Source organism: Pseudomonas sp. FW305-96, assembly GCF_058783825.1.
Window position 1 is genome coordinate 115,496 of record NZ_JBYSYW010000011.1, and the last position, 25,157, is coordinate 140,652.

Consider the following 25,157-nt stretch of genomic DNA (forward strand, 5'->3'; position numbering starts at 1 on the left):
ATGTCCAGTCAAGTAATCCACGGTGGCGCGCATGGTCATGACCATGCGCACGATGACCACCACCACGACTCGGGCCAGATGACCGTACTCGGTTTCTGGCTGTACCTGATGACCGACTGCATCCTGTTTGCGTCGCTCTTCGCCACCTACGCGGTGCTGTCCGGCGGTTTCGCCGGCGGCCCGTCGGGTCACGACATCTTCCAGCTCGACTTCGTGCTGGTCGAAACCGCGTTCCTGCTGCTGTCCTCGATCACCTTCGGCTTCGCCATGCTGAAGATGTTCGCCGGCAACAAGGCAGGTGTACTGGGCTGGTTGGCTGTGACCTTCCTGTTCGGTGCAGGCTTCATCGCGATGGAAATCTATGAGTTCCATCACCTGATCGCCGAAGGCTACGGCCCGCAGCGCAGTGGCTTCCTGTCGGCGTTCTTCGCGCTGGTCGGTACCCACGGCCTGCACGTGACTGCCGGTCTGATCTGGATGGCAATCATGATGTACCAGATCAACAAGCACGGCATCACGCCGACCGCCAAGACCCGCATGAGCTGCCTGAGCCTGTTCTGGCACTTCCTCGACGTGGTCTGGATCTGCGTGTTCACCGTCGTCTACCTGCTGGGGGTTCTGTAATGGCTAGCGCACACGACACTCATCACGAAGGCAATCACGGTAGCGTGAAGTCCTACATGATCGGCTTTGTACTGTCGATCATCCTGACCGCGATCCCGTTCGGCCTGGTGATGTACCCAAGCCTGCCGAAGAACCTGACCGTCCTGATCGTGGTGGCCATGGCCGTCATCCAGGTGGTGGTGCACCTCGTGTACTTCCTGCACATGGACCGCTCGAAAGAGCAGCGCTCCAACGTGTCGACGTTCCTGTTCACCGTTCTGGTAATTGCACTGCTGGTCGGCCTGTCGCTGTGGATCATGTTCAGCATCCACTTCGAAATGCTGGCCAAGTGAGGTAAGACTGCATGTCCGTGAAGCACTTTATCCAAATCACCAAACCGGGGATCATTTTCGGTAACGTGCTTTCCGTGGCAGGCGGTTTCTTCCTTGCCGCCAAGGGGCATGTGGATTTCGCCCTGTTCCTGGCGGTGGTGATCGGTACGTCCCTGGTGGTCGCGTCCGGATGCGTGTTCAACAACTGCATCGACCGTGACATCGACCACAAGATGGAGCGCACCAAGAACCGCGTCATGGTCCAGGGCGGCATGTCGCTGCCCCTGGCGCTGATCTACGCCACCCTGCTCGGGGTGGCGGGTTTCAGCTTGCTGTATGTCCAGGCCAACCCGCTGTCGGCGTTCTGCGCCCTGGTTGGCTTCGTGGTCTACGTCGGCTTCTACAGCCTGTGGCTCAAGCGCAAATCGGTGCACGGCACCCTGGTCGGCAGCCTGTCCGGTGCCATGCCTCCGGTGATCGGCTACTGCGCGGTGAGCAACAGCTTCGACCTGGCCGCGTTCACGCTGCTGGTGATGTTCAGCCTGTGGCAGATGCCGCACAGCTTTGCCATCGCCATCTTCCGCTTCAAGGACTACAGCGCCGCCAACATCCCGGTCCTGCCGGTGGCGCGCGGTATCCTCGCGGCGAAGAAGCAGATCGTGCTGTACGTGCTGGCCTTTGTGCTCGCCACCCTGATGCTGACCCTCGGCGGCTACGCCGGCCTGGGTTATCTCGCCGTGGCGGCCGCCATGGGCCTGTACTGGCTGTACATGGCCTGGGGCGGCTACAAGGCCGAGGACGACAGCAAGTGGGCGCGCAAGGTGTTCGGCTTCTCCATCCTCACCGTCACTGCCCTGAGCGTGATGATGGGCGTGGACAGCCAGACCGCGGCCGACGTGCTGATGACCTACGCACGCTGAAACACCGCTGCTGCACAAGACGCCCCGGCTTGCCGGGGCTTTTTTTTTGTCTCGGAAAATTCATTCGAAGGGCAGTTGACAGCGCCATGTCCTTTGCCGGATGTTATGCGCCGCAGGTCAGGACGACCTGCAGGCCAGGGTAGGCCGCGATCCATTCGGATCGATCCACATGACAAGGACTGTTCCATGACCGAATCGAGCTCCGCTCCTTCGGCGTGCGCGGCTTCGCTGCGCCAACGCCATGCCTCTGCCAGCACCGCTACCGCGCTGGCCATCCTCGAATGCCTGTTTCGTCGACGCAGCCTGGCCCCCGGGCAGGATGACGCGCTGGATGATGCCGTGCTCGCCCCGCACCTGCCCAAGGTGCTGCAGGCCGTCGAGCACGGGCTGCCGGTGGAGATGGTCCTCCCGGCCTTCCCCGGCAAGTCGCCCAACCGCCAGAAGACCCTCGGCCCGCTCCCGGACCTGGCAGAGCACCATGCCATCGACGAGCTGAATCGCCTGGCTGAGGAAATCCGCGCATTGCATGCCCCCGGTGCAGTCATTCACATCTGCTCGGACGGCTATGTCTTCGCCGACCTGGTACGGGTGCCCGATGCCCATGTCCAGGCCTACACCGACGATATCCAGCGCTATGCCGGCCAGCACTATCCCGGCCGTTTCACCTTGTTCGACCTCAAGGATGCCTATCCGCAACTGGGCTGCCTGGACTCCATGCGCGAAGAGCTGATGATCGAGCATGGCCAGTCGCTGCGCGCCCTGCAGCAGCGCTTCGAGGACGAGGAGCACATGCGGCTGATGTACTGCGGCATCCATCGTTTCCTCGCCGAGGACTACGCCGGGCTGGTGGAGTTCGAAGGCATGAGCATGAACGCGGTGAAGAAGGCCGCCAAGCCTGCCTCCCAACGGGTGATCCAGCGTAGCGAGGCCTGGAGTGCGTTGCTGCAAGCGCGCTATCCGCATTGCCTGCGCCTGTCGATCCACCCGCAGTTGGCGGTATCGAGCAAGATCGGCATCCGCCTGGTGCCGACCAGCGACCTGTGGCGCACCCCCTGGCATTCGGTGGCGATCAAGCGTCGTGGCGTGGTGACTCTCGACCGACGCAGCAATGTCGATGAGCGTTACAGCCGGCTGGTATTCCGCCGTGGCCGGCCTTGCCACTACGCCAGCGCGCAGTGAGGGTGGCGCCAATGGACATACGCGCGGTTCTGTTCGACCTGGACGGCACCTTGGTTGATACCCTGCCTGATATTGCCTGGTGCCTGAATCATGTGCTGATTCTGCACGGGCTGCGCGCGCTGCAGCCGGATGAGGTGCGCGGCATGATCGGTGGCGGTGTGTCGGCGATGCTCGAGCGGGCCGCGGTCGGCCTCGACGCCGAGCAACGCCAACGCCTGCATGACGACTACAGCAGCTGTTATCACGACAACCTGGTCCAGCGTTCCCGAGCGTTCCCCGGTTGTGTCGACCTGATCGAGACGATTGCCGGCAAAGGGTTGCCCATGGCCGTCGTCACCAACAAAGCCCACCCGCTCGCCGAGCGTGTCGTGCAAGGGCTGCTGCCCGCGCAGCGATTTGGCGCGGTGCTGGGCCATCGTCCCGGCGAGCGGCTCAAGCCGGCACCGGACATCGCACTGCAGGCCGCTAAACGGCTGGGCATCGACCCAGGCCACTGCCTGTTCGTCGGCGATACCCCCATCGACCTGTTGACCGCCAAGGCCGCCGGCATGCCCGCTGCCGCCGTCGGTTGGGGCTACGGGGTGTGGCAAGCCTTGCTCGAGCAGCGGCCGCAGTTCCATTGCCAACAGCCCTTGCACTTGCTCCGGGCCCTGGGCCCGGAGCAAGTGCGCCACCGTGCAAGCCAATCCGCAACGCCAATCGGTTCGCTGTAGCCGTTCTCAAGGAAGACACGACATGCAAGACAAAGACAGCTGGATGGAAGCCGTCGGCCAGGTGCTGGACGCTTACCTGCTCAAGGCCCAGGACGACCGCTTCGACCAAGCGGGCAGGGCGCACCTGGCCCAAGACCTGGCGCGCTGCTTCGACAGCGGCGAGCCGCTGCGCATGGTACTGCCGGGTTTCCCGTGCAAGTCGCCGAATGATCACGACAAGACCTTCGGCGTGCTGCCCGATCATGGCGAGGTGATCGCCATCGAGCGCCTCGACCGCCTCGCCCAGGAACTCGCCGAGCTCCACGCCCCTGGCTGCGAGATCGCAATCCTCAGCGACGGCACCACCTTCAACGATATCGTCGGCGTGCCGGACGACGTGCGCCGCGCCTACAACCAGGCGCTGCGCACCCTGTGCACGACCCATTGCATCCGCTGGGTGAGCATGGAAGACCTGTTCCCCCAGGCCAGCAGTGCCGAGGCCCTGCGCGCCACTCTGATCAAGCAGGCCCGCCTGCCGTGGAAGAGCGTCGAGACGCTGATCGAGCAGTGCCAGCACGACGAGGCCCTGGGCCGGACCCACGACAAGTTGTGCAGCCACCTCTACAACGACCTGCGCCTATGCCGCCAGGCCGGGCAGGACGAAGACGAGCACCTGCGCCAGATCAGCTACAAGGCCTACCAGATGATGCTGCGCGGCCAGGCCTTGAATGCGGCGGTCGAGCGGTTTTTCCCCGGGCACGTGCGCTTGTCGGTGCACCAGTACGACAATGCGGGCCCCAAGTTCACCGTAGCCTTGGCCGAGGGGCTCGATCATGTGGCTAGCCCGTGGCATGCAGTGCCGGTGCGCCAGCTGGACGGTCGCCAGACCCTGCGCAGCCGCGCGCAGATCGACCCCGCGCGGCATGTGCTGGTGACCTGGCAGGGGCAGCCATGGCTGTTCCATGAAACAGCGGGCGAGGCGCTTGAGGGCTTCAACTTCACATTGCAGAAGCTCCCCTTGTTCGGGTTGCTGGTCAGCGACCCGCTGGGGCTGGGTTTCCAGCGACTGTCCACCCAGACCTTGAAGGCCCTGGTGCGCAGTTTCGGTTTTGTCTGCCTCAGAGGCTGTGAATTCACCGACCAGCAGGCATTCGCCGCCGACTGCGAGCGTTTCGGCACCATCTACCGTTGGTCCTTTGGTGAGGTACATGTGGTCAAGCCGGCCGACCAGCCCCAAGGCGTGGTGCATTCGCTGGAGAAGACGCCCTTGCACTGGGACCTCAACATGCTGCCCGACAGCGATCCGCTGGTGCAGCGCGATCCCAAGTTCTGTGCCCACACCTTCATGTTGTATTGCAAGACGCCGCCGCAGCCGGGGGAAGGGCAGACCACCGTCGTCGACAGCCGCAACGCCTTGCGCAAGGTGGGCCTGCGCACCGCCCGCCAGTGGCAGGGCATCGATTTGACCTACTACACGCGCATGACCTATTTCGGTGGTTCGCCGCGCAGCTACTCGCTGGTCGACCTCGATCCGCGCAGCGGCGAGCCGGTACTGCGCTATCAGGAGGGCTGCCAGTCGTCGTTGCAGACCCTCGAACAGCAGGTGCAGGGGCACGACGAAGCCTTCCAGCAGGCATTGATCAGCCAGCTCGACGAACTGGTCTACGACCCCGAATGCCTGATTGCCCATGAGTGGCAGGCGGGTGACCTGGTGCTGATCGACAACTACCAGACCTTGCATGGGCGGCTGCCGATGAGCGCGGCCTCGGCCGCGCGTGAACTGTGGCGGGTGCAGGTCTACTGAGCCCTTTGACGGCGATGCTTGCCGGTGTTCAGGCAAGCATCGCCTGCTAGAGGGTGGTTCTGTAATTACGATTTTTTCAAATGAAGTGGCTGAAAAAATCTAATAAAACAGGAAATTATCCTTTACTAAGTGATCGCGGCGGGATTATGTTGTTTGTAGGCCGCCGCAGCGGCCAGCGTCGCTCGGACGGTTCCGGGCGCTTACGTCTCTTGAGGAACACATGGCCAACCCAGGTTCGCCGCGCCGCTTTGCGCGCATCGATCGTCTCCCCCCTTACGTCTTCAACATTACTGCCGAGCTCAAGATGGCCGCCCGCCGCCGTGGCGAGGACATCATCGACCTGAGCATGGGCAACCCCGATGGCGCCACCCCGCCGCACATCGTCGAGAAGCTGGTGCAGGTTGCCCAGCGCGAAGATACTCATGGCTATTCCACCTCCCGTGGTATCCCGCGACTGCGCCGCGCCATCTCCAACTGGTACAAGGAACGCTACGAGGTCGACATCGACCCGGAGAGCGAAGCCATTGTCACCATCGGTTCGAAGGAAGGCCTGGCGCACCTGATGCTCGGCACCCTAGACCACGGCGACACGGTCCTGGTGCCCAACCCCAGCTACCCGATCCACATCTACGGTGCGGTGATCGCCGGCGCCCAGGTACGCTCGGTGCCGCTGGTGCCTGGCGTGGACTTCTTCAACGAGCTGGAGCGGGCGATCCGCGAGTCGATCCCCAAGCCGAAGATGATGATCCTCGGCTTCCCTTCCAACCCCACCGCGCAGTGCGTGGAGCTGGACTTCTTCGAACGGGTGGTGGCCCTGGCCAAGCAGTACGATGTGCTGGTGGTGCACGACCTGGCCTACGCCGACATCGTCTACGACGGCTGGAAGGCGCCTTCGATCATGCAGGTACCGGGGGCCAAGGACATCGCGGTGGAATTCTTCACCCTGTCCAAGAGCTACAACATGGCGGGCTGGCGGATCGGCTTCATGGTCGGCAATCCGGAGCTGGTCAGCGCCCTGGCACGGATCAAGAGCTACCACGACTACGGCACCTTCACCCCGCTGCAGGTGGCTGCCATCGCCGCCCTGGAAGGCGACCAGCAATGCGTGCGCGATATCGCCGAGCAGTACCGCCAGCGCCGCAACCTGCTGGTCAAGGGGCTGCACGAGCTGGGCTGGATGGTCGAGAACCCCAAGGCGTCGATGTACGTGTGGGCGAAGATCCCTGAGCAGTACGCTCACCTGGGTTCGCTGGAGTTTTCCAAGAAGCTGCTGGCCGAGGCCAAGGTTTGCGTGTCGCCGGGGATCGGCTTTGGCGACTACGGTGATGATCATGTGCGTTTTGCCCTGATCGAGAACCAGGACCGCATCCGCCAGGCTATTCGCGGGATCCGCCAGATGTTCCGCGCCGATGGTTTGACCAGCAAGTAAACAGGTCCGACCTCATCGCCGGCAAGCCGGCTCCCACAGGATGGCACTGGACCTTGTGGGAGCCGGCTTGCCGGCGATGGGCCGATACAGGCGATATCGATCACGACTTCCAGATCGCCGATCAGCGGCGATCTTTTTTTGCATTCCCCCTCTTCTCAGCCGCCCGCGCCTGGATTACAAATAGCGCCGCGGGCGCCCGCCCCGATAACAACAACCTCCCTCCCTGGTCATCATGTCCGAACAGAACCCTTGCCTGACCTGCGGCGCCTGCTGCGGCTACTTTCGTGTGTCTTTCTTCTGGGGTGAGTGCCAGTCCGCCGGTGGCCTGGTGCCCGACGACCTGGTTGTGCAGATCAACCCGACCCGCGTCGCCATGATTGGCACCGACGCCAAGCCCTGCCGTTGCGTCAGTCTCGGTGGCGAGATCGGCACGCAGGTGGCGTGCTCCATCTACGAGAATCGCTCCAGCCCCTGCCGCGAGTTTGAGGCGTCGTGGGAGAACGGCGTGCACAATCCGAGCTGTGACGACGCTCGGGCAGCCTATGGCCTGCCACCGCTGACGCCGCCGGGCGCCAACGAGCCGCATTGGCCGGATGACGGGGCGGAGGTCGCCTGAACCTGCTCGGGTCAAGCCTGCTCGTCGCGGAGCAGGCACTACCGTTCGTCGGTTGGATCCAATGAATGCATCGCTGAAACCCGCGAAACACGTGCCGCCTCGACAAAGTATTAACACCATTTGACCGGCTTCGACGCCAAACCGCCCGCCCCTGAGCGGCTACACATTCCTTCAAAGGATATTCGTAGCCATAGATCAGGTGTTTCGGCCGCCGCGTGTGTCACTGCTCTTGCCCAACCCGCTGTGCACGCTTTCAAGGACTGAATCGCCTGATCCACGAAGGAGCTCTCCGTGGACAGTCGCGCCGCCCCCCGTTCGCCCGCCCGTTTCTCCCAACTGTCGCTGGCCGTCAGCCTGGCCGTGACTGCCATGGCCTTTGGTCTGCACGGTGAACAGGCGCTGGCCGCCTGCAGCCTTGCCGGCTCCACGGTGACCTGCAGCGGCGCGGCCAACCCGCTCGCGCCGAGTTATTCCAACAGTGGCAGCGGCCTTACCGTCAACGTCAACACCGGTGCCTCGCTGGGCGTGCTTTTGGGCGTGGGCGGCACCGCGCTGTCGCTCACCGGCAACAACATCACGTTGAACAACTCCGGTACCGTCAACCCGTCGTTGCTGGGGATCCTGAGCATCCAGTCCACCGCGGCGCTGATCGGCAATACCAGCACCGCCAGTACCATCAACATCACCAACAACGCCACGGGCGTAATTCGCGGTACCGGCGCCGTCCTCGGCGCCAGCCTGTTGAACCTCACGGGCATGGCCCTGGACGTGCGTAACGCTGCCGGTGGCGTCACTACCATCAGCAACGCCGGCAGCATCGGCTCCTCGGCGTTGGCCAGCTTGACGATCCTGAGCGAGGACACCCCGGTCATCGCCGTGAGCGGGGGCGGGTCGGTCAACTTCACCAACACCGGCACCGTGCTCGGTCGTACCGCCTTCCAGACTTCCTCGGCCGGCAACGTCTTCACCAACGCCGGGAGCCTGACCGGCAGCCTGTCGATGGGTGCCGGCAGCACCAACCGCTTCAACGCCATCACCGGCTCCAGCCTCAGCGCGGGGGCCGGTATCGGTGTATCGCTGCTGGTCACCGGCAACCCCAACCTGGCCTTTGCGCCCGCCGGCGTGGTCGACGGCGGTGCCGGCGGCACCAACACCCTGGCGTTGCAGAACGCCATCGGTGGCGGCAGCGGCACCAGCGGCAGCGGCACCATCAACGCCTCGAACTACATCAACTTCAACCGCCTGATCGTCGACAGCGGTACCTGGTCGCTGATCGGGCAATTGCTCAACGGCACCACCCAGACCACCCTCAACGGTGGCTTGCTCAACTTCGACAACGCCAGCGCCTTCGGTACCGGTGGCATCACGGTGAACGGCGGTGGTCTCGCGGGCACGGTGGCAGGCCTGGGCCTGAACAACGCGCTGACCTTGAATGCCGGCCTGAACGTGGGTGGCGCCACCGATATGGCCCTCAACGGCGTGGTCTCGGGTGTCGGCGGCTTGACCAAGACCGGTGCCGGATTGCTCACCCTTGGCGCCAGCAACACCTACAGTGGCGGTACCACCCTGGCCGCCGGCGGACTCAACCTGACCAGCGCCGCGGCACTCGGCAGCGGCGGGCTGACCGTCAGTGGCGCCGGCAGCCTGCAAGGCAGCGTACCGCTGGTGTTGAACAATGCGGTGGCGCTGAACGCAGCCTTGACGCTGCCCGGCAGCAACGCACTGACCCTTGGCGGTGTACTCAGCGGCACCGGCTCACTGGTCAAGAGCGGCACCGGCAGCCTGACACTCAATGGCCTCAATACCTTTAGTGGCGGCACCTCCCTGGGTGGCGGAACACTTACCTTGGGTAGCGACACGGCGTTGGGCAGCGGCGCCCTGACGGTGACCGCCAGCAGCATCCTGGACAGTGCCTCGGCGCTCAACATTGGCAACGCGATTGCCCTGAGCGCAGGCACGCTCACCCTCGCTGGCAACAATGCCACTACCTTGGGTGGCATCATCAGCGGCACCGGTGCGCTGGCCAAGGCGGGCGCCGCCGACCTCACCCTCAACGGCGTCAATACCTACAGCGGCGGTACCAGCCTGGCGGGTGGCAAGCTTACCGTCGGCAACAGCAGTGCGCTGGGCACTGGCGCGCTGACCCTGGGTGGCAACGCCAGCCTCGATGCCAGCAGCGCGGTAAGCCTGGGCAACGCCATCAGCCTTGGCGCCAACACCCTGAACCTGCTCGGCACCAGCGCCACCACCCTGGGTGGCGTGATCAGCGGTACCGGTGCGCTGGTCAAGAGCGGGGCAGGGGACCTGGCGCTAAATGGCAATAACACCTTCAGTGGCGGCCTCACCCTCAATACCGGCAAGCTCACCGTCGGCAACAGCAACGCCCTGGGCACCGGCGCCCTTACCCTCGGCGGCAACGCCAGCCTGGACGCCAGCACCGCCGTGAGCCTGGGCAACGCTGTCAACCTTGGCGCCAATACCCTGAACCTGCTGGGCACCAGCAGCACCACACTGGGCGGCGTGATCAGCGGTACCGGTGCGCTGGTCAAGAACGGCAGCGCCGGGTTGACCCTGAACGGCAGCAACACCTTCAGCGGCGGCACGACCCTCAACAGCGGTGTCCTCACCGTGGGCAACAACAACGCCCTGGGCACCGGCGGCCTCACCTTGGGCGGTAATGCCAGCCTGGATGCCGGCGTGGCGGTGAACCTCGGCAACGCCATCGACCTGGCCGGCAACACCCTGACCTTGCCTGGTACCAGCGCAACCACCCTGGGCGGTGTGATCAGTGGCACCGGCGCGCTGGTCAAGAACGGCAGCACCAACCTGACCCTGGGTGGCGCCAACACCTTCAGCGGTGGTCTCACCCTCAACGCCGGCACCCTGACCCTGGCCAGCGCCACGGCGCTCGGTACCGGCGCCCTGACCGTGGGCGGCGCATCGACGCTGGCCAACACCGCAGCGATGACCTTGGGTAACGCCGTCAACCTGGGCGGCAACCTGACCCTGACAGGCGCCAACAACCTCAACCTGGCCGGGACCCTCAGCGGTACCGGTGGCCTGGTCAAGAACGGCAGCGCCAGCCTGACCCTCAGCGGCAACAACACCCACAGCGGCGCCACCGCGCTCAACGCAGGCACTCTGGTGCTGGGCAGTAACACCGCGCTAGGCACCGGCGTGCTCAACGCCGCGGCCAACACCAGCCTGGACACCAGCGTCGCCGGGCTGAACATCGGCAATGGCCTGAACCTGGCCGGCAACCTAAGCCTGCCCGGTAGCAACGACCTGACCCTGAGCGGCGTCATCGCCGGCAGTGGCGGCCTGACCAAGGCCGGCAACACCACGCTGACCCTGACTGGCGCCAATACCAACAGCGGTTCCACCTTCCTCAACGGCGGCACCCTGGTGGTCGGCAACAACACGGCGCTCGGTACCGGCATCCTCAACACCGCCGTGGGGACTCACCTGGACGCCAGCACCGCGGTCAGCCTGGCCAACGACGTCATCGCCGCTGGCCCCCTGACCATCGACGGCACTGCCAACCTTGGGCTGAGCGGCGTGATCAGCGGCATCGGCTCGCTGGTCAAGAACGGCAACGCCAGCCTGACCCTCAGTGGCAGCAACACCTTCACCAACGGCACCCAGCTCAATGCCGGTACCTTGATTCTGGGCAGCAACACCGCACTGGGCATCGGCGGCCTGAGCTTGGGCGGCAACGCCAACCTGGACACCAGCACCGCCGTCTCGGCGACCAACAGCATCAGCCTGGGCGGCAATACCTTGACCGTGCTGGGCAGCAACGCCACCACCCTGACCGGGCAGATCAGCGGTACCGGTGCCCTGGTCAAGAGCGGCAGTGCCGGCCTGACGCTCAATGGCAACAACACCTTCAGCGGCGGCACCACCCTGAACGCCGGGCTGCTGACCCTGGGCAACAGCAATGCCCTGGGCACTGGCGGCCTGACCCTGGGCGGCAATGCCAGCCTCGACGGCAGCGGCACCCTGAACCTGGGCAATGCCATCAACCTCGCCGGCAACACCCTGACCCTGCCAGGCAGCAACACCACCACCTTGGGCGGGGTGATCAGCGGCACCGGCGCACTGGTCAAGAACGGCGCCACCAACCTGACCCTGAGCGGCGCCAATACCTTCAGCGGCGGCCTCACGCTCAATGCCGGTACCTTGACCCTGGCCAGCGCCGCCGCATTGGGGACCGGCGCGTTGACGGTCGGTGGCGCGGCGACCCTGGCCAACTCGACGGCGATGACCCTGAACAACGCCGTCAACCTCGCTGCCGACCTGACCCTGCCGACCACCAGCAACCTCACCCTGGCCGGCGCCCTCAGTGGCACTGGTGGTTTGATCAAGAACGGCAGCGCCACCTTGACCCTGAGCGGCAACAACACCCACAGCGGCGCCACCACCCTCAACGCCGGCACCCTGGTGGTCGGCAGCAACACCGCACTGGGCACCGGCGCGCTCAACGCCGCCAACAACACCACACTGGACACCAGCGTGGCCGGGCTGAACCTTGGCAACGCGCTCAACCTGGCGGGCAACTTCATCCTGCCCGGCAGCAACGACCTGACCCTGAGCGGCACCATCGCCGGTGCCGGCGGCATCACCAAGAATGGCGGCACCACCCTGACCCTGACCGGCAACAACAGCAACAGCGGCATCACCCGCCTGAACGCCGGTACCCTGGTGGTCGGCAGCAACACCGCGCTGGGTACCGGTACCCTCAATACCCTGGCCGGTACCCACCTGGATGCCAATACGGCGGTAAGCCTGGCCAACGACGTGAACATCGCCGGCCCGTTGACCATTGATGGCAGCGCCGACCTGGGCCTGAGTGGCGTGGTCAGCGGTATCGGTTCGCTGGTCAAAAATGGCAACGCCAACCTGACCCTGAGCGGCAACAACCTCTACACCAACGGCACCCAGCTCAATGCCGGCACGCTGACCCTGGGCAGCAACACCGCGCTGGGCATCGGCGCCCTGACCGTGGGCGGCAACGCCAATCTCGACGCCAGTACCGCCGTCGCCGTGACCAACGGCATCAGCCTGGGTGGCAACACCCTGACCGTGCTGGGCAGCAACGCCACCAACCTCGGCGGCCTTATCAGCGGCAGCGGTGCACTGGTCAAGAACGGCAGCGCCGTGCTGACCCTCAACGGCAACAACACCTACAGTGGCGGCACCACCCTCAATGCCGGCACTCTCATCCTGGGCAACAACAACGCCATCGGCGGCGGCGCCTTGAGCGTGGGTGGCAATGCCAGCCTCGACTCCAGCGCCACCCTCAACCTTGGTAACGCCATTGCCCTTGGCAACGGCGCTACCCTGACCCTGCCAGGCAGCAACACCACGACCTTGGGCGGCGTGATCAGCGGTGCCGGGGCCTTGACCAAGAACGGCAGCAGCAATCTGACCCTGAGCGGCGCCAACACCTTCAACGGTGGCCTGAACCTCAATGCCGGCACCCTGACCTTGGCCAACGCTGCGGCGCTGGGCACCGGCGCATTGAACGTCGGCGGCGCCTCGACGCTGGCCAACAGCGTGGCGATGACCCTGGGCAACGACGTCAACCTCGGCGCCAACCTGACCCTGGGCGGCAGCAACAACCTGACCCTGGGCGGTGTGCTCAGTGGTACCGGCGGGTTGATCAAGAACGGCGTGTCCGACCTGACGCTCACCGGCAACAACACGTTCAGCGGCGCCATCGACCTGCTTGGCGGCAGCATCACCACGGTCGGCAACACGGCCCTGGGCAATACCTCGGCGGTCAGCGTCGGCGCCGGCACCAGCCTCAATCTCGGTGCCAGCGCCACCATCGGTGGCCTGAGCGGGGCCGGCACGGTGAACATCGCCGGCGGCGGTGACCTGACCCTGGGCGGCAACAACCTCAACAGTGTGTTCAGTGGTGCCCTGGCGGGCAGTGGCGGGCTGATCAAGACCGGTACTGGCAGCTTCGAACTGTCCGGCGTCAACGTGCTCGGCGGCAATACCACGGTCAATGCCGGCCTGCTCAACGTCACCGGCTCGCTGGCCAGCCCCAGCGTGCAGGTCAACAGCGGCGCCAGCCTCGGGGGTACCGGCAGCCTGCTGGGCGCAGTCGACATTGCCAACGGCGCGCACCTGCTGGCCAACAGCGGCGCGACCCTCAGCACTGGTGCGCTGACCCTGCACAGCGGCTCGATCCTCGACTTTGGCCTGGCATCGCCGGCCACCGGCGGCACCGCAGTGGTCAGCGTCAATGGCAACCTGACCCTGGACGGTACCCTCAACGTCACCGACCTCGGCGGCTTCGGCACCGGTATCTATCGGCTGTTCGACTACACCGGCGGGTTGGTGGACAACGGCCTGCTGATCGGCAACGTGCCGGGTGTCGTGTTGCCCGGCGACCTACAGGTGCAGACATCCATCGGCAGTCAGGTCAACCTGCTGGTCGGCGGCGCCACCGGCACTGTGCAGTTCTGGGATGGGGCGCAGAGCGTGCCCAATGGTGTGATCGACGGCGGGACCGGTACGTGGAACGGGGGGAACACCAACTGGACTGATGTCAACGGCGTGCTCAATGGCAGTTGGGCCAGCGACTTCGCGGTCTTCCAGGGCACCGCGGGCGATGTCACCGTGGTCGGCACCCAGGCCGCCACCGGCCTGCAGTTCGTCACCAACGGCTATCGCCTGATCGGCACCGGTGGCCTGGACCTGGTCAACGGCAGCAACGGCGCCTTTGCCTTGCGCGTCGACCCGGGCGTCACCGCGACCCTCAACGTCGGCCTCTCTGGCAGCGGCCAACTGGCCAAGCTCGACAGCGGCACGCTGGTGCTCAATGGCGCCAACAGCTATACCGGCGGCACCCTGTTCAATGGCGGCACGGTGGTGGTCGGCAATAACACTGCCTTCGGTACCGGCACGGTCAGCACCGCCAACGGCACTATCCTGGACAGCAATACAGCTGTCACCCTCGGCAACGCCTTCAGCCTCAGCGGTGCCCTGACTGTCGCCGGTTCCGCCGATCTGGGCCTGTCCGGCGTGGTCTCGGGAACTGGCAGCCTGACCAAGAACGGCGGTGCCAACCTGACCCTGGACAATGCCAACACCTACAGCGGCGGCACCAGCCTGGGTGCCGGTACCCTGACCCTGGGCAACGCCCAGGCGCTGGGCACTGGGGGCCTGACCGTTACCGGCGCCTCAAGCCTGGACGCCACCGGTAACCTGGCGCTTGGCAACACCGTCGCCCTGAACGCCAACCTCACCCTGCCGGGGAGCAACGACCTCACCCTCAACGGTGCGCTCAGCGGCACCGGTGGCCTGATCAAGGCTGGTGCCGGTACGCTCACCCTCAACGGCAGCAACAGCCAGCAGGGCATTACCAGCCTGAACGGTGGCACCCTTGTGGTAGGCAGCAACACTGCGCTGGGCACGGGTGCCCTGAACGCAGCCGCCGGCACCACCCTCAGCAGCAATGCCAACGTCACCCTGGCCAACCAGGTCAACCTGGCCGGCAACCTGACCGTCGCCGGGGCGCAAAACCTGACCCTGGGCGGCAACGTCAGCGGCGTCGGCGGCCTGACCAAGACCGGCAGCGGCACCCTGACCCTGAACGGCACCAATGGCCATCTGGGCAACACCAATCTCAATGCCGGCACCCTGGTGCTCGGCAGCGCCAGCGCCCTCGGCCTCGGCCAGCTCAACGCGGCTGCCGGGACCACGCTGGACAGCGCCTCGGCGATCACTATCGGCAACACCATCAACCTGGGGGGCAACCTCACCATCGCCGGCAGCAACGACCTGGGCCTGGGCGGGCTGGTCACGGGGGCCGGCAGCCTGACCAAGAACGGCGCTGGCAACCTCACCCTCAGTGGCGCCAACACCTTGATTGGCGGCGTGACCCTCAATGCCGGCACGCTTACCCTGGGCAACAACCAGGCCCTGGGTACCGGCAACCTTGTCGTCGGCGGCGCCAGCAACCTGGCCACCACGGGTGCCTTGACCCTGGCCAACCAGGTGACGCTGAACGACACCCTGGGCCTGACCGGCAACAACGACCTGACATTGAACGGCGTGATCAGCGGTACTGGCGGCTTGACCAAGACCGGTACCGGCAACCTGACCCTCGGCGCCGCCAACACCTATCAAGGCAATACCACGCTTGGTGCTGGCACCCTGACGCTGGGCAACAACACCGCGCTGGGCACGGGCAACCTGTCGGTGACCGGCAACAGTACCCTGGCCACCACCGGGGCGCTGCAACTGGCCAATGCCATTGGCCTCGGCGCCGCTGCCACATTGGCTATCAACAATGCCCAGACCCTGACCCTTGACGGTGTGATCAGCGGTGCCGGGGCGCTGAACAAGCTGGGTGTCGGGCAGCTGGTGCTCAATGGCAGCAACACCTACGCCGGCGGCACCTCGCTGCAGGCCGGCAGCCTGCTGCTGGGCAATGCCGGCGCCTTGGGCAGCGGGGCCCTGACCGTCAACGGCGCCGCCGGCCTCGACGCCAGCCAGGCGCTGGTACTGGCCAATGCCGTCAACCTCGCCGGTGGCAACCTGACCCTCGGCGGCAGCCAGGCGCTGACCCTCGGCGGCGTGGTCTCCGGCAACAACGGCCTGGTCAAGAACGGCGCCGCCAGCCTGACCCTCAACGGCAACAACACCTACAGCGGCGGCACCACCCTCAATGGCGGCTCCCTGGTGGTCGGCAGCAACACCGCGCTGGGTAGCGGCGACCTCAGCACCGGCGCCAACACCAGCCTCGATGCCGGCGGTGCGGGCGTCACCCTGGCCAACAACGTGCACCTGGGCGGCACCCTCAACCTGCCGGGCAGCGCCGACCTGACCCTCACCGGCGTGGTGGATGGCGTCGGCGGCCTGAACAAGGCCGGTACCAGCACCCTGATCCTCAACGGCGCCAACAGCTACCTGGGCGGCACCACCCTCGGTGCCGGCCGGCTGGTGGTCGGCAACGACAACGCGCTGGGGCAGGGCGCCCTGACCGTCGCCGGGGCCTCGTCCCTGAGCAGCGGCGCCAGCACCACCCTGGCCAACAATGTCACCCTCAACGCTGGCCTTTCCGTCGATGGCGGCAATGACCTGACCCTCAACGGCGTGATCAACGGCACGGCAGGCCTGACCAAGAACGGCAGCGGCAACCTGACCCTCAATGGCAACAACGGCTACCAGGGCGGCACCCAGCTCAACGCCGGGCGCCTGACCCTGGGCAGCAGCGGCGCACTGGGCACCGGCACCCTGGCGGTCACCGCCGATGCCACCCTGGCCAACAGCTCGGCCATGGCTTTGGGCAACACCGTAGCCCTGAGCAACGGCGCCAACCTGACTGTTGAAACCGCAAATGCGCTGATCCTCAGCGGCGACCTCGGCGGCAGCGGCAATCTGGTCAAGACCGGTGTCGACGACCTTACCCTGGTCGGCGTCAAGACCTTCAGCGGCAACGTCGACATCCAGGCAGGTTCCCTCACCACGCTCGGTAGCGGTGTGCTGGCCAACGTCGACACCCTCAATGTCGGCGCCAGCGGCCAGCTCAACCTTAATGGCAATGCCAGCCTTGGCAGCCTGACCGGCAGTGGCCTGGTCGATGTTGGCGTCGGCAGCGTCCTGAGCCTGGGCGGCAACAACCTCAGCAGCACCTTCGCTGGCGCCCTCAATGGCTTGGGTGGCCTGACCAAGGTCGGCAGCGGTACCCTGACCCTGACCGGTAGCAGCAACCTGGCCGACAATACCCAGATCAACGCCGGTACCTTGAAAGTCGACGGCACCTTGGGCAGCAACCTGCTGACCGTGGCCAGCGGTGCGACCCTTACCGGCAGCGGCACCGCGAATGCCTCGGTGGTGATCGACAACGGCGGCCACCTGGCCGGGCAGAGCGGCGCGACCCTGGGCCTCGGCAGCCTGGTGCTGAACAGCGGTTCGATCGTCGATATCGGCCTCGGCTCGCCGTCCACTGGCGCCACCGCGCTGTTTAACGTCGGTGGCAACCTGACCCTCGACGGCACGCTCAATGTCAGCAGCATCGGCGGCTTCGGCAACGGGGTGTACCGCGTCTTCGACTACACCGGCGCCCTCACCGACAACGGCCTGGACTTCGGCAGCCTGCCGCTGGGCGTGGGCCTGGGCGACGTGACCTTGCAGACCGCCCTGGCCAACCAGGTCAACCTGCTGGTCAGCGCTGCGGGGCTCAATATCCAATTCTGGGATGGCAGCCAGAACGTGCCCAACGGTCAGGTAGACGGCGGTGCCGGCGTGTGGAATGCCGGCAATACCAACTGGACTGACCTCAACGGCCTGACCAACACCACTTGGGGCAGCACCTTTGCGGTGTTCCAGGGTACAGCCGGCGATGTCACCGTCGACGGCAGCCAGACGGTCAACGGCCTGCAGTTCGTCAGCGATGGCTACCGCCTGCTGGCCGGTACCGCCGGTGTGCTCGACCTGATCAACGGCACGAGTGGCGACACCAGCGTGCGGGTCGACCCGGGTGCCACGGCGACCCTCGATGTCGGCCTTACCGGCGTCGGCAAGCTCAACAAGCTCGACAGCGGTACCCTGGTGCTCAACGGCAACAACAGCTACAGCGGCGGTACCGTGCTCAGTGGCGGCACTTTGATCGTCGGCAGCAACACGGCCCTGGGCAACGGTGCGCTTGAAACTGCGGCGGGTACCACCCTCGACAGCAACGCCTCGGTCGCGCTGGGCAATGCCATCACCCTGGCGGGGCCGTTGAACATCGCCGGTAGCAACGACCTGGCGCTGGGCGGCAACATCGGCGGCGCCGGTGGCCTGGTCAAGGCTGGCAGCGCCCGGCTGGCGCTGGCCGGCAACAACACCTATGCCGGCAACACCGCGCTCAATGGCGGCACCCTGGTGCTGGGTTCCAATACCGCGCTGGGCAGCGGCAGCCTGAATACCGTGGCCGGCACCAGCCTGGACAGCAGCCAGGCCGTGACCTTGGCCAACAGCGTCAATGCCACGGGTGACCTGACGATTCTGGGCAGCAACGACCTGACCCTCGGCGGCACCGTCGGCGGCAGCGGCCGCCTGCTCAAGGCCGGCCTCGCCCGCTTCGCGCTGATGGGCGCCAACACCTACAGCGGTGGTACCGAGCTGCAGGCCGGCACCTTGGTGGTTGGCAATGATGCCGCCCTTGGCAGCGGCGGCCTGGACGTCACCGGTAACGCCAACCTCGACAGCGCCAGTGCCGTCACCTTGGCCAATCCGGTCAATGTCAGCGGCGTGCTCAACGTGCTGGGCAGCAATGACCTGCACCTGGCCGGCGTGCTCAGCGGCGCCGGTGAACTGAACAAGAGCGGCCTGGCTGACCTGACGCTGTCGGGCAACAACACCTTCAGCGGCATCCTCAATATCCTGTCCGGCAGCCTGAGCACCGTCGGCACCACCGCCCTCGGCACCCAGAGCGAGCTGAATGTCAGCAGTGGCGCCAGCCTCAACCTCGACGGCAACACCACGTTGGGCGAAATCGGCGGTAGCGGCGCGATCCAGATCGCCGCCGGCAACAGCCTGACGGTCGAGGGCGGCGTGTTCGGCGGCAACATCAGCGGCAACGGCACCCTGAACAAACTCGGCAGCGGCACCCTGGCACTGAACAGCGCCAACAGCCACACCGGCACTACCAACGTGCAGGGCGGCGGGCTGAAGGTGGATGGCTCGCTGGCCAGCGGCACGGTCAACGTGGCCAGCGGCGCCAGCCTCAGCGGCGTCGGCAGCCTCGGTGGTTCGGTGACCGTGGCTAACGGCGGCAACCTGGCGGCCATCGGCGGCAGCACCCTGAACGCCGGCAACCTGGTGCTCGACAGCGGCGCCAACTTCAACGCTTCGCTCGGGGCACCGTCGGCTGGTGGCACCCCACTGGTCAACGTAGCCAACGACTTGACCCTGGGTGGCACCCTCAATGTCACAGACATCGGCGGCTTCGGCGCCGGCGTGTACCGCCTGTTCGCCTACGGCGGCAGCCTTACCAACAATGGCATGAGCTTCGGCACCACGCCGGTACCGGTCACCGACCTGACGGTGCAGACCGCCGTCGCCAACCAGGTCAACCTGGTGGTCGGCGGCGCCAGCAATGTGTTGTTCTGGGACGGCAGCCAGACCGTGGCCAACGGTGTGATCGAGGGTGGCAGCGGTGTCTGGGATGCCACCACTACCAACTGGACCGACGCCAACGGTGTGCTCAACAGCACCTGGAACGACACCTTCGCCGTGTTCCAGGGCGCCCCCGGTACCGTCACCGTGAACGGCAGCCACAACATCACCGGCCTGCAGTTCGTCACCGATGGCTATGTGCTCAATGCGGGGACGGCCGGTGAACTGCTGGGCAACGGCATCACCAACCTGCGGGTCGACAGCGGCGCCACCGCCACCCTCAACGTCGCCCTCAACGGCACCGGTAGCATCGCCAAGCAAGACGGTGGCACCCTGGTGCTCAACGCCGCCAATGGCTACAGCGGCGGTACCGCCCTCAACGGCGGCACGCTGGTGCTAGGCAACAATAGCGCGCTGGGCAGTGGCGCCCTGACGGCCGCGGGCGGTACCACGCTGGACAGCAACACCGCCGTGACCCTGGCCAACAACGCCGTGCTCAACGGCGCCCTGGCCATCGCCGGCAGCAACGCCATGACCCTCAACGGGGTGGTCAGCGGCACCGGTGGGCTGATCAAGAATGGCGCTGGCCTGTTGACCCTGAACGGTGCCAACACCTACAGCGGCGGCACCCAGATCAACGCAGGCGGCGTGGTGGGCAATACCACCAGCCTGCAAGGCGCGATCCTCAACAACGCAGCCCTGACCTTCGAGCAGAACGCCAATGGCAGCTACACCGGCAACCTCACCGGTACTGGCACCCTGACCAAGAACGGCACTGGCGAACTGTTGCTGACCGGCATCAATGGCCTGACCGGCGCGACCCAGGTCAACGCCGGCAGCCTGCTGGTCAACGGCCGCCTCGACAGTGCCACCGTGCAGGTCGCCACCGGCGCCCGCCTGGGCGGCAGCGGTACCTACGGCGGCGCCGTGCAGATCGCCAATGGCGCCACCCTGGCCGCCGGCCAGAGCGCCACGCCGCTCACCGTCGGCAGCCTCGACCTGGCGTCGGGCAGCGCCCTGGACTTCAGCCTCGGCGCCCCGGCGGCCTCCACCACCGTGGTCAAGGTCAACGGCAACCTGGTGCTGGACGGCACGCTGAACATTACCGATGCCGGTGGCTTCGGTACCGGTGTCTACCAACTGTTCAGCTACGGCGGCACGCTCACCGACAACGGCCTGGTGTTCGGTGCCATTCCGGGCAGCGTGGTCCTGGGTGACCTGAGCCTGCAGACCGCTATCGCCAACCAGATCAACCTGGTGGTGCAGAACTACGGCGAAGAGCTGCAGTTCTGGAATGGCGGCAAGACCAACCCCGATGGCAGCATCGGCGGCGGCAGTGGTACCTGGGGGCCGAACACCGGTTGGACCAACGCCAGCGGCACCAGCAACGAAGGTTGGAGTGGTGGCTACGCGGTCTTCGGCGGTACTCCGGGCACCGTCACCGTGGTGGGCAACCAGTCGTTCGAGGGCTTGCAGTTCCTCAGCAACGGCTATCAGGTCGTTCCGGGTGCTGGGGGTAGCCTGACGCCGGTCAACGGTAGCGATGGCAGCCTGGCGCCGGTGCGTGTCAACGCTGGCGGCACCGCCACCGTCAGCGTGCCGCTGGTCGGTACCGGCGGCATCGAGAAACTCGACGCTGGCACTCTGATCCTCTCGGGTGCCAACACCTACAGCGGCGGCACTACCGTGAGCGGCGGTACCCTGGTCGGCAACACCACCAGCCTGCAAGGCAACATCCTCAACAACGCCAACCTGGTCTTTGCCCAAGGCAGCAATGGCACCTTCAATGGCACCCTCAGCGGTACGGGCACCACCACCAAACAGGGCGGCGGTACCTTGCTGCTGACCGGCAACCAACCATTCAGCGGCGCCTTCAACGTCAACCAGGGCGTGCTCCAGGTAGGCGATGCCGCCAATCCGGGCAGCAACCTCGCAGCCCAGGTCACGGTGGCCAACGGCGCCGCGCTGACCGGCAACGGCACCGTCGCCGGGCTGACCAACAACGGCACCGTGCTGCCAGGGCCTGCCGGCAACCTCAACGTGTCGGGCAACTTCACCAACGGCGCCACCGGCACCCTGGTGATCGACCTCGGTACCTCGCCGGTGAACTACCTGAATGTGGGCGGCACCGCCAACCTCGGCGGCAGCCTGATGGTCGCCAACCTGGCCAGCGGCAACGGCCAGTACACCGTGGTCAGCGCCGCGGGCGGGGTGAATGGCACCTTCGCCACCACCAACCTGGCCAACTCGGCGTTCCTCAACAGCTCGCTGGACTACGGCGCCAACCAGGTGACCCTGTCGGTCAGCCGCAACGGCAACTCCTTCGCCGATGTCGCCGCCACTGGCAACCAGCGTGGCGTGGCCACCGCGCTGGCCAGTGCCGGGGCGCCGGCCGAACTGGTCAACAACCTGCTGCCGCTGGACCGCCAGGGCGCCCAGGCGGCGTTCGACAGCCTGTCCGGCGAGATCCACGCCAGCACCGCGACCGTGCTGATCGAGGACTCGCGCTACGTCCGCGACGCGGTCAATGACCGCCTGCGCCAGGCCGACTGCACCCACCAGGACGATCCACGTCGCACCCTGGCGCCGACCGCCAACCAGCAACTGACCAGCGAAGGCTGCCAGGGTCAGGCCGTGGGCTGGATCCGCGCCATCGGCGGCTGGGGCACCTATGACGGCAGCAGCAGCCATGCCAGCGTCGACCGCGACCTGTCGGGCTTCATGCTCGGTGTTGACCGTGCGCTGGACGATGAGTGGAAAGTGGGTGCCGCCGCCGGCTACACCCGCTCGAGCATCGACGCGCACCGTCGCCGCTCGGACGCCACGGTGGACAGCTACCACCTGACCACCTACCTCGGTTACCAGCTCGATGCCTTCGCCGCTCGCCTGGGCGTGGCCTACAGCTGGCACGACATCGACACCAAGCGCGATGTCACCGTGGGCAGCTATGACGACCGCCTCAAGGCCAAGTACAAGGCGCGCAGCGCCCAGGTGTTCGGTGAGGTGGGTTACGCCATCGATGCCGGCGGCATTGCCCTGGAGCCGTTCGCCGGGCTGGCCTACGTCAACTATGACAGTGACACCGCCCACGAGAAGGGCGGGGCAGGGCGGCTGGAGGGCAAGGTCGACCAGGATGTGACCTTCTCCACCCTGGGCGTGCGGGCAGGCAAGCGCATCCTGCTCGACAACGGCAGCACCATCACGCCGCGTCTGTCGGTGGGCTGGCGCCATGCCTTCGGCGACGACAAGCCCGATGCCGATCTGCGCTTCATCGGTGGCGGCGACGGTTTCAGCACCGAGGGTGTGCCGATTGCCAAGGACGCGGCGGTGGTCGAGGCCGGGGTGGACCTGTCGGTGGGCGCGAGTGGCAAGCTCGGGGTCGGGTACTCCGGGCAGCTGTCCAGCGAGAACCGCGACCATGGCGTGGTGGTGAGCTTCAGCATGGGGTTCTGAGGTAGTTTGAAGGGGCCGTCGTGTGGCCCATCTCGGGGCAAGCCCGCTCCCACGAGAACCTCAAGTCTCGTGGGAGCGGGCTTGCCCCGCGATACGTTTCTGCATCCGTAAGATTTTTCCGAAATTGAAACCAAATCCTTCAGTCAGTCAGCTCTTCGGACCTATCCTACGCGCCTGCCGGAAGGCTCTGAATTGGCCGGGAAATACATCAGGGGTACCGTCACTGGGTCGTCACATTTGGCGACCGGGTGTGAGAAGCCCGTTGTGTGAACCATGTCGATTTCGTCAATGGCGGTCGTGCGCGTGCAGGCTTTGGCCTGACCGTGGATTCATGGTTACACACGGGCTTCTCACCATGCGTACGACTGCCACCCTAATCTGTGAGAAGGATCGAGGTGGTTGTTCCTGAATTTCAATTTCGAGGAGTAACCATGAAAAAACTTGTACCCGACCCACCCTATCCAATCCCCTTCGTCACCATCATCAGCGACCTCGACCCCGAGGAAGCCATGGCCCACGCCAACAAGCTGATGCACACCCTCAGCGACACCGTCCACGCCTACACCGTCTGCCAGCGCGACGCGCGCCTCGACGTGATGATGGACAGCGTCGAGATCCTCGGCCAATTGGTCATCTCGCTGGTCCGCCACGCCCGGGCCAAGGGGGCGCCGGTATGAGCGACGAGCACAAGCCCGGCCCGACCCAGGGCAGGACCACCTGCCTCGAGATCTTCTGCATCCAGCCCGGCATCCCGTTCGATCACGCCTTCAGCGACCTGTCGGTGCTGCTCGGCTGCGTGGCGCATTTCACCACCGAGGCCGAGATGGAGGGTGACCTCATGGCTGCCAGTGCGGCGCGGATCCTCAGCGGGCTGGCCAAGGGGCTGATCGATGACATGGAGTTGGGGCTGAATCGACAGTCGTGAACCTGAAGAAATAGTCAAAAACTGTGCGGGTGACGGGACGCTTCCCACACCCGCCTGTAATTTCGCGGGATGCAGCCTATGCAGATAGATGGCAGACGTAAAAAAGTAGGGGACGTAGAGTGGCAATGCCCTTATCTATAAGCGGGGCGTTGTCGCGGAAATAAATTTAATAATATATGTTAAAGCTTATTTCCGATGTGCGCGATTTCAATAGTACGGTTGGTTGTGTTGCACCAAAAGTGAATGCGTCCAGCGCCTGGGGTGTATCGGGCATGCAAGTCGAAAAGCTGCCGCCCGGCATTTGCGCTTTCGAAATAACAAAGGCTTTGTCGCTGCTCGTACTCGGCTGTGATTTTACTGGCAAATGTGGGGAGTGGAGAGTTAGCTGGCCAGTTTTTTGCGGCGTTTTCTAACTGCCAGAGTCGCTCGTTGATGGGGGCAAGTGCCAACGATCCATTTTGCAGGCTTGCCAGCTGTTGTTGGGTTCTCGGCAGGAAGTGAAGGGAGGGGAAATACTCTTCGCGATTCTCCCATAGCGCCTGGCCATCTACGGCATATATAAGAGGGATTGTTTGAAGCCAGGCAAGAAGCTCTGCAACATGGGCGCTTGAGGCTACGTGCTTGACGGGAACTGTCGAGGTCTCGATTTCACCGGCCGAGTCCAGTTCTCGGCACAGCAGTTCGAGGGTGGTTCGCACCCAAGGGTCGCCTTCAAAGCTGACGGCCAAGGATTCCAGCGCGTGCGCCAGGCCCAGACCGATGCATTGCCTACCCTCGTACTCGTAGTCAATTGACATATCATGAATGGCATCAGCCATATCAAAAGCACGGTTATCCAAACCTCTCAAAAACTGCCATTCCTCACGCGTGCTTGCATCTGCGCGCAAGGTCGAAAGGGTTCGGTGGCTGCCCAGACTGACTGACGGGAGTGGTGAGGCAGTATGCAGTTCAAGTGCGGGACGAATCTTCTTGAGCTCTTTCAGTACGCTAATGAGTACACGTACTGTCGCCCTGGCTTGTACATCCGAAAGCTGATCAGTTGGGTGGGAAAGCTCATTGAGTACCGTTATAAGTCTCATCG

The 25,157-nt window shown here is 65.2% G+C and carries 12 protein-coding genes; 11 read left to right on the forward strand and 1 reads right to left on the reverse strand.

The features are described 5' to 3' along the window. From AC3WL2_RS11275 to AC3WL2_RS11325, 11 genes are all read left to right on the forward strand, one after another. Positions 1–624, forward strand: a complete 624-nt coding sequence (locus AC3WL2_RS11275; RefSeq protein WP_023629875.1) for a cytochrome o ubiquinol oxidase subunit III — start codon at positions 1–3, stop codon at positions 622–624. Then, positions 624–956: a cytochrome o ubiquinol oxidase subunit IV gene (gene cyoD, locus AC3WL2_RS11280; RefSeq protein ID WP_023629876.1), complete on the forward strand. Its 333-nt coding sequence runs from the start codon at positions 624–626 to the stop codon at positions 954–956. Before AC3WL2_RS11275 ends, cyoD begins: the two co-directional genes overlap by 1 nt. 11 nt (positions 957–967) lie before the next feature. Next, positions 968–1,855 carry a heme o synthase gene (cyoE, locus tag AC3WL2_RS11285; RefSeq protein ID WP_023629877.1) on the forward strand — a complete coding sequence of 296 codons (888 nt, stop codon included), beginning with the start codon at positions 968–970 and terminating at the stop codon, positions 1,853–1,855. A 186-nt stretch (positions 1,856–2,041) separates the two neighbouring features. Next, positions 2,042–3,034, forward strand: a complete 993-nt coding sequence (locus AC3WL2_RS11290; RefSeq protein ID WP_102682484.1) for an isocyanide synthase family protein — start codon at positions 2,042–2,044, stop codon at positions 3,032–3,034. 11 nt (positions 3,035–3,045) lie between these two features. After that, positions 3,046–3,747, forward strand: coding sequence for an HAD family hydrolase (locus AC3WL2_RS11295; protein ID WP_102682483.1), 702 nt, complete (start codon positions 3,046–3,048; stop codon positions 3,745–3,747). A gap of 22 nt (positions 3,748–3,769) precedes the next feature. Next, positions 3,770–5,530 (forward strand): isocyanide synthase family protein, encoded by a 1,761-nt coding sequence (locus AC3WL2_RS11300; RefSeq protein ID WP_102682482.1) that lies wholly within the window; start codon positions 3,770–3,772, stop codon positions 5,528–5,530. A 220-nt stretch (positions 5,531–5,750) separates the two neighbouring features. Beyond that, complete coding sequence (alaC, locus tag AC3WL2_RS11305) at positions 5,751–6,959, forward strand: alanine transaminase (RefSeq protein WP_046857052.1); 1,209 nt, start codon at positions 5,751–5,753, stop codon at positions 6,957–6,959. 232 nt (positions 6,960–7,191) lie between these two features. After that, positions 7,192–7,575: a YkgJ family cysteine cluster protein gene (locus AC3WL2_RS11310; RefSeq protein ID WP_038707396.1), complete on the forward strand. Its 384-nt coding sequence runs from the start codon at positions 7,192–7,194 to the stop codon at positions 7,573–7,575. 291 nt (positions 7,576–7,866) lie between these two features. After that, positions 7,867–23,151, forward strand: coding sequence for an autotransporter-associated beta strand repeat-containing protein (locus tag AC3WL2_RS11315; protein WP_256582558.1), 15,285 nt, complete (start codon positions 7,867–7,869; stop codon positions 23,149–23,151). Positions 23,152–23,582: 431 nt separating this feature from the next. Further along, a complete protein-coding gene (locus tag AC3WL2_RS11320) occupies positions 23,583–23,828 on the forward strand; it encodes a hypothetical protein (protein WP_046857050.1) in 246 nt (81 codons plus the stop codon). Further along, the gene (locus tag AC3WL2_RS11325; protein WP_102682481.1) at positions 23,825–24,076 is read left to right on the forward strand and encodes a DUF3077 domain-containing protein; all 252 of its coding nucleotides are present in this window, start codon (positions 23,825–23,827) and stop codon (positions 24,074–24,076) included. The genes AC3WL2_RS11320 and AC3WL2_RS11325 overlap by 4 nt, the downstream gene beginning before the upstream one ends. Positions 24,077–24,255: 179 nt before the next feature. Here AC3WL2_RS11325 and AC3WL2_RS11330 read toward each other — a convergent pair whose 3' ends face one another. Next, the gene (locus tag AC3WL2_RS11330) at positions 24,256–25,155 is read right to left on the reverse strand and encodes a hypothetical protein (protein WP_146022618.1); all 900 of its coding nucleotides are present in this window, start codon (positions 25,153–25,155) and stop codon (positions 24,256–24,258) included. Positions 25,156–25,157: the final 2 nt, after the last annotated feature.